Here is a 6,865-nt window from a genome sequence, read left to right as displayed (position 1 = left end):
GTGATGGTCGGGCAGGGCGGCATCCTGTCGACGCCAGCCGCTTCGCATGTCATCCGCAAATACAAGACCTTCGGCGGCATCATCCTGTCGGCCAGCCACAATCCGGGCGGCCCGCATGAGGATTTCGGCATCAAGTACAATGCCGGCAATGGCGGCCCGGCGCCGGAAAAGCTCACCGACGCGATCTTCGAAAAGACCAAGGCGATTTCGAGCTTCAAGATCGCCGATATCGATCCGATCGACATCGACACAACAGGCACGGTCAAGGCCGCCGGCATGACGGTCGAGATCATCGATCCGGTCGTGGACTATGCCGCGCTGATGGAAAGCCTGTTCGATTTCGACGCCCTGCGCAAACTCTTCAAGTCCGGCTTCCGCATGCGCTTCGACGCCATGCACGCGGTGACCGGTCCCTACGCCAAGGAGATCCTGGAAAACCGGCTCGGCGCGCCCAATGGCACCTGCCGCAATTTCAAGCCGCTGCCGGATTTCGGCGGCCATCACCCGGACCCTAACCTCGTCCATGCCAAGCACCTCTATGACGAGATGATGGGACCGGACGCACCGGATTTCGGCGCCGCCTCGGATGGCGATGGCGACCGCAATCTGATCATCGGCAAGGGCATTTTCGTCACCCCGTCGGATTCGGTCGCCATGCTCGCCGCCAATGCGCGTCTGGCGCCCGGCTACAAGGCCGGTTTGAAAGGCATTGCACGCTCGATGCCGACCAGTGGCGCGGCCGATCGCGTTGCTGAAAAACTCGGCGTCGGCATCTATGAGACTCCGACCGGCTGGAAATTCTTCGGCAATCTGCTCGATGCCGACATGGCGACGATCTGCGGTGAAGAGAGTGCCGGCACCGGCTCCAACCATGTCCGCGAAAAGGACGGCCTGTGGGCGGTGCTTTTGTGGCTCAACATCCTCGCCGCGCGTGGCGAAAGCTGCAAGCAGATCGTCACCGAGCACTGGGCGACCTACGGTCGCAACTACTATTCGCGGCATGATTATGAAGAGGTCGAGAGCGACCGCGCCAACGCGCTGGTCGACGAACTGCGTGCCAAGCTCGGCTCGCTGCCTGGCACCAGCGTGCGCGGCCTGAAAATCGCCAGTGCCGACGATTTTGCCTATCACGATCCGGTCGACGGTTCGATCAGCGAGCATCAGGGCATCAGGGTTCTGTTCGAAGGTGGTTCGCGGGTCGTCTTTCGGCTGTCCGGCACCGGCACGTCGGGCGCGACGTTGCGCGTCTACATCGAGCGCTACGAGCCGGACAAGTCTCGGCACGATCTCGACACCCAGGCCGCCCTTGCCGATCTGATTGCCGCGGCTGACGATATTGCCGGGATTCACAGCCATACCGGCCGCCCCAAGCCGAGCGTGATCACTTGAGAGTGGCTGCGCGCGTTTCACCTTCTCCCCTTGTGGGAGAAGGTGGCCGAGCGAAGCTCGGTCGGATGAGGGGTGCTCCAGCTTGGCGCAAACCGATGTCCAGATCACTAACGCCGCGTTCCTTTCAACACCCCTCATCCGTCTCGGCGCTGCGCGCCGATCCACCTTCTCCCGCGAGGGGAGAAGGTGAGGCGCGGGCATGACCCAGCTCGGCGCCACAGTCACCCGCGAAGGCATCCGCTTTGCCGCCTGGTCGCAGGCCGCCCGTCGGCTTTGGGTCTCGATCTTCGACGAGCAGGGCATGCGGGAAATCGAACGGCTCGAACTGCAGCGGGAAGGCGAGGGCGTCCACGCGCTGTTCGTTGCAGGTCTTGGCTCCGGAACCCGCTACGGTTTCCGCGCCGACGGGGACTATGCGCCGGAGCATGGACTGTGGTTCGACCCCGACAAATTGCTGACCGATCCCTACGCCGTCGAGATTGACAGGCCTTATGCCTATGACTGGCGGCTGGCCGATCGCCGGGGCGAGGGGGGCGATACCGCGTCGCTGATGCCGAAGGCGATCGCGGCTGCGCTACCGAAGCCTGTGCAGGCTGCGCCGCCGCTCTTCCGCGCCGGCGGCCTGGTCTACGAAATTCCGGTGCGCGCCTTCACCATGCTGCATTCGGACGTTCCCGAAAAATTGCGCGGAACAGTCGCCGCACTTGCTCAACCGGCGATCGTCGAGCACCTGAAAAAACTCGGCGTTGGCGCGGTCGAATTGATCCCGGTGACCGCGTCGATCGACGAACGGCATCTGCCGCCGCTCGGGCTGCGCAACGCCTGGGGCTACAATCCCGTGACGTTCATGGCCCTCGATCCGCGCCTTGCGCCGGGCGGCATCATGGAACTGCGAAACACGGTCGCTGTGCTGCGCCAGGCTGGTATCGGCGTCATCCTCGACCTCGTCTTCAACCACACCGGCGAGAGCGACAGGCTTGGTCCCACGCTGTCGCTGCGCGGCTTCGACAACCAGGCCTACTACCGGCACACACCTGATGGCAGGCTGGCCAACGACACCGGTACCGGCAACACAGTCGCTTGCGACCATCCTGTGGTCCAGGAGATGGTCCTCGACACGCTTCGCCATTTCGTCAGGGATGCCGGTGTCGATGGCTTCCGCTTCGACCTCGCTCCCATTCTGGGGCGGGTCGAGGGCACATTCGATGCCGAGGCGCCGCTGCTGAGAGCGATGCGCGATGACGCACTGCTGGCCGATCGCGTGTTGATCGCCGAGCCGTGGGACATCGGCCCCGACGGCTATCAGCTCGGCAATTTTCCAGCGCCCTTCCTCGAATGGAACGACAAGTATCGCGACGATGTAAGACGGTTCTGGCGTGGCGACGCCGGCATGGTCGGCGCCCTGGCGACCCGGCTCGCCGGTTCGTCAGATGTGTTTGCCGCGAACGGGCAAGGCGCCAGCCGCAGTGTCAATTTCATCGCCGCCCATGACGGCATGACGCTCGCCGACATCGTGCGCTACGAGCGCAAGCACAACGAAGCCAATGGCGAGCAGAACCGCGACGGCCACAATGAAAACCTGTCCTGGAACAACGGCGTGGAAGGTGATGCGGACAACCCGGCCGTGGCAGCGGCTCGCCAGAACGACCAGCGCGCTCTGCTCGCCGCGCTGTTTGCCTCGCGCGGCACCATCATGCTGACCGCGGGCGACGAATTCGGCCGCACCCAGCAAGGCAACAACAACGCCTATGCCCAGGACAACGAGATCACCTGGCTCGACTGGGCCGGCCGCGACCAGGCGCTGGAGCGCTACACGGCGGAACTCTCGAGGCTGCGCCGATCGATGCCGGCGCTTTCCGACACAAGCTTCCTCACTGGCCAGCCGCCGGCAGGTTCGGAGATACCGGACGTCGCATGGCTTGCTGAGACGGGCGCGCCGCTCGATGAACAGAGCTGGCAGGATCCGCAGCGGCACCGTCTTGTCATGGTCCTGAGTGGCGCCAGCGATGACGACCGCCGTCTTGCGGTGCTTGTCAACGGCGATCGCCGGGCCTGCATGTTCACCTTGCCTGAACGAGACGGATTCTTCTGGGCCCCAGCTATCGAAGCGCCGGATGCGGCGGATATCTCGCGGCCAATATCCGGGCGGACGATGATCTTCATGATCGAACGAGCGCAGGCCGGCACAAGGGAGAAGCGCAATGGCGGCGAGTGACAAGAAGGGATGGTGGCGCGGTTGCGCCATCTACCAGATCTATCCGCGCTCCTTCCAGGACACGACCGGCGATGGCAGCGGCGATCTCGCCGGTATCACATCGAGGCTCGCCCATGTCGCCTCGCTCGGTGTCGGCGCCATCTGGCTGTCGCCTTTCTTCAAGTCGCCGATGGCCGATATGGGCTACGACGTGTCGGACTACTGCGATGTCGATCCGATGTTCGGCACGCTCGAGGATTTCGATGCGCTGGTCGCCGAGGCGCATCGTCTCGGCCTGAAGATCATCATCGACCAGGTGCTGTCGCATTCATCCGACAAGCACGACTGGTTTGTCGAAAGCCGCGCCAGCCGCGATAACCCCAAAGCCGACTGGTATGTCTGGGCCGATACCAAGCCAGATGGCAGCGCGCCAAACAACTGGCTCTCCGTCTTCGGTGGCCCGGCCTGGGAATGGGATTCTACCCGCCGGCAGTATTACATGCACAATTTCCTCCCCTCGCAGCCCGATCTGAATTTCCACAATCCGGAGGTTCAGGACGCGCTTCTGGAAACTGTGCGCTTCTGGCTGGAGCGCGGCGTCGACGGTTTTCGGCTCGATACGGTCAATTACTATGTCCACGACCGCTGGTTGCGCAGCAATCCACCCTTGGCATCAAGCGTCGCCGGCACCAACAGCGAGACCAACACCTACCTTTACCAGGAGCACCTGTTCGACAAGACGCAGCCGGAAAACCTGGCGTTCCTGCGCCGCTTCAGGGCGCTGCTCGACGAATATGACGACCGCGCCGCCGTCGGCGAGATCGGCGATGAAGGCCGCTCGCTGCAGACGCTCGCGGCCTACACTTCAGGCGGCGACAAGCTGCATATGTGTTACACCTTCGACCTGCTCGGTCCGCAGTTCTCGGCTGCGCATGTGCGTGGCTGCGTCGAAGCCTTCGAGGCGGCCGTCTCCGACGGCTGGGTCTGCTGGGCCTTCTCCAACCATGACGTGGCGCGCCATGTCAGCCGCTGGACAAGGCCGGACAGCGAGCCCGACGCGGTCGCAAGATTCTCGATCATGCTGCTCGCCTGCCTGCGCGGCTCGATCTGCCTCTACGAGGGCGAGGAACTCGGGCTGGAGGAGGCGGAGCTGGCCTATGAAGATCTGCGCGATCCCGTCGGCATCCGCTTCTGGCCAGGCGTCAAGGGCAGGGATGGGTGCCGCACGCCGATGGTGTGGGAGGCCGGCGCCGACAATGCAGGCTTCTCCACGGCCAGGCCCTGGCTGCCGATACCGGCCAGCCATCGCGCTCGCGCCGTTGACGTCCAGAATGCCGACACGGTCTCTGTGCTCGCGTCCTACCGGGCTGCGCTGGCCTTGCGCGGGGAGCATGAGGCGCTGATATCCGGCTCGATCCGCTTTCTCGACGCCAAGGGTGACCTGCTCGCTTTCATCCGCGACGGCGGCGGTGAAAGACTGCTCTGTGTCTTCAATTTCGCCGGAGGACCGGCCAATTGGCCGTTGCCGGGGGACATCGGAGCGGTTGCGCAGCTGGATGGCAATGCCGCGGTCGTCGAGACTGAGCTTTTGCTGCCAGCGCTCGGAGCCTTTTTGGGCAGGCTCGACTGATATCCCGACGTTACTGCACCAGCACGGCACGTCCGCATGTCGCGCCGGTGACCCGGACATCGGCCACGCCGAGATGCACGCCGAGCGTATCGAGTAGATTGTAAAGCAATGTGTCGACTGGTGCGGTCACGGTTTTCAGAAGCGTCGTCACAGCTGGCTTCACGGTGCCGAGCAACGCCGTTACGTCAAGCCCGAGGATACCAAGCGCATTGACGGAAAGCGACAACTTGTCGACCAGTGACGTTGTCAGCGTCTGGGTAATGTCCCGTGTCGGCGTCGTCTTGATGGTTTTGGCGGCGATCTCGGTTTTGTTGAAGACCAGGTTGGTCGGGCTGACGTTGGTGATGTCGGCACCCGCCGAACCCTTCACCAGTATTAGCGGGATTTTTAGCAGCAGCAGATTGAGGCTGACATCCGCGATGTTGGCGTCGGAGAACGACTGCGGGTTGCTGAAATCCGCGAAGGCGGTGGGGCTGTTATCGGCATCGCTGGCGGCAAGGTTCACCGCCGCGATGCCGGGCTTCGCGGCAATGGTAACCTTCAGGCTGTCGGGGCCGGTCGGGCAGTTGATGTCGGTCAGCTTGGCCTCGGCGTAGGCTACTTCGACATTCAGCGGCAGCTTGACCGACAGCAGGCTGATACCGCCGCCCAGGTTTGGGTTGCCGACGCCGACCGTGACAAGCAGCTTAATGCGCGTTTGCGCGGTGCGAACCACGGTGCCGGCTTCTCCAACCGCCAGCCATGGCGAGGATTGCGGTGGTTCGCCGATGGCGATGGCGAGCGTGGTCGACAGCACCCCGGGAATGGTGGCTCCGAGGGCGACGTCGACCTGTTTTGAACCGTTTGCCAGTCCGGCGGCGGCCGTCAGCATTCCCAAGGCGCTGGCGTCGACGCCGAGGCCGGCGGGCCTTTGGCCGAGGCCCAACTTGCCGACGGAGCCGAGATCGACCAGATGACTGAGCGGGATCTGGACCGTGCTGGTCGACTTGGACGCGATCGTCTGCAGGGCGACCTTGGCCGTGTTGCCAAGCCCAGGCACATTGGCCATGGCCGTGGCGATCTGGCCGACGGTCGCCTTCGATGCCAGCACATCCGAATACGAGACGCCGGTCAGGTTCAGCTGTGTGGCAAGGCCGTCCACGAAGGAGAGCACGCTCACATCCGCGGAGATCAGCGCGTTGTAGTCCATGACACTGAGCGAGATGTTGCTGCCGAGCAGTCCGCCGAGAAGCGCGTTGAGGATACCGCCATCGAGGCTGGCGAGCCTCGATCCGACCGAGAATGTCGCCTGTGGCGTCATGCTGGCGGTGGCTTGGGTGCCGATGACGGGAGTGGGGATCAGGGAACTCGCGAAATAGCGGGCGGGGATCTTCTTCAGGGTGACACGGACGGCATTGTAGGGGGTTATGCTGGCCTGGAAACGCTGGCCCACATTGGCCCCGGATGCCACATATCGCCCGGGCGTGACCGTCACGACGGTTTTGCCGACCGCCGGCTCGATCGTCTGTCCCGAGCTTTGAACGACAACCCCTGGCATGCCGTTGTCGGTCAGCGTGGTAACGACCGCTGTATTGACATTGGTCATGTTCGAGGCGGCGGTGATCGCCGCCAGATCCACCATTGCCTGCGCTTCGCGGCGCTCGGTGTAGATC

The 6,865-nt window shown here is 63.7% G+C and carries 4 protein-coding genes; 3 read left to right on the top strand and 1 reads right to left on the bottom strand.

The window, feature by feature from the left end; genetic code table 11:
* The 3 genes from EN994_RS12565 to EN994_RS12555 form a co-directional block, all read left to right on the top strand.
* Positions 1–1,389 (top strand): alpha-D-glucose phosphate-specific phosphoglucomutase (locus tag EN994_RS12565; RefSeq protein ID WP_127307563.1); only part of this gene is annotated, 1,389 nt, incomplete at its 5' end.
* Positions 1,390–1,588: 199 nt separating this feature from the next.
* Positions 1,589–3,604, top strand: a complete 2,016-nt coding sequence (gene glgX / locus EN994_RS12560) for a glycogen debranching protein GlgX (protein WP_013532696.1) — start codon at positions 1,589–1,591, stop codon at positions 3,602–3,604.
* Positions 3,591–5,213: an alpha-glucosidase family protein gene (locus EN994_RS12555; RefSeq protein ID WP_013532695.1), complete on the top strand. Its 1,623-nt coding sequence runs from the start codon at positions 3,591–3,593 to the stop codon at positions 5,211–5,213. The genes glgX and EN994_RS12555 overlap by 14 nt, the downstream gene beginning before the upstream one ends.
* Positions 5,214–5,223: 10 nt before the next feature.
* On the opposite strand, the gene EN994_RS12550 is transcribed toward EN994_RS12555, so the two are convergent.
* Positions 5,224–6,865 (bottom strand): TadG family pilus assembly protein (locus EN994_RS12550; RefSeq protein WP_127307562.1); only part of this gene is annotated, 1,642 nt, incomplete at its 5' end.

It is taken from the genome of Mesorhizobium sp. M7A.F.Ca.CA.002.09.1.1, from assembly GCF_003998555.1.
In the GTDB taxonomy this organism is placed as follows: Bacteria; Pseudomonadota; Alphaproteobacteria; order Rhizobiales; family Rhizobiaceae; genus Mesorhizobium; species Mesorhizobium ciceri.
The sequence above is the reverse complement of the archived record's forward strand: the minus strand, read 5'-3'. Positions and strand labels throughout refer to the sequence as shown.

Bases quoted from the DNA above. Each gene is read 5' to 3' on its own strand.
- EN994_RS12555 (WP_013532695.1), top strand. From the start codon at position 3,591: ATGGCGGCGAGTGACAAGAAGGGATGGTGGCGCGGTTGCGCCATCTAC.
- glgX (WP_013532696.1), top strand. From the start codon at position 1,589: ATGACCCAGCTCGGCGCCACAGTCACCCGCGAAGGCATCCGCTTTGCC.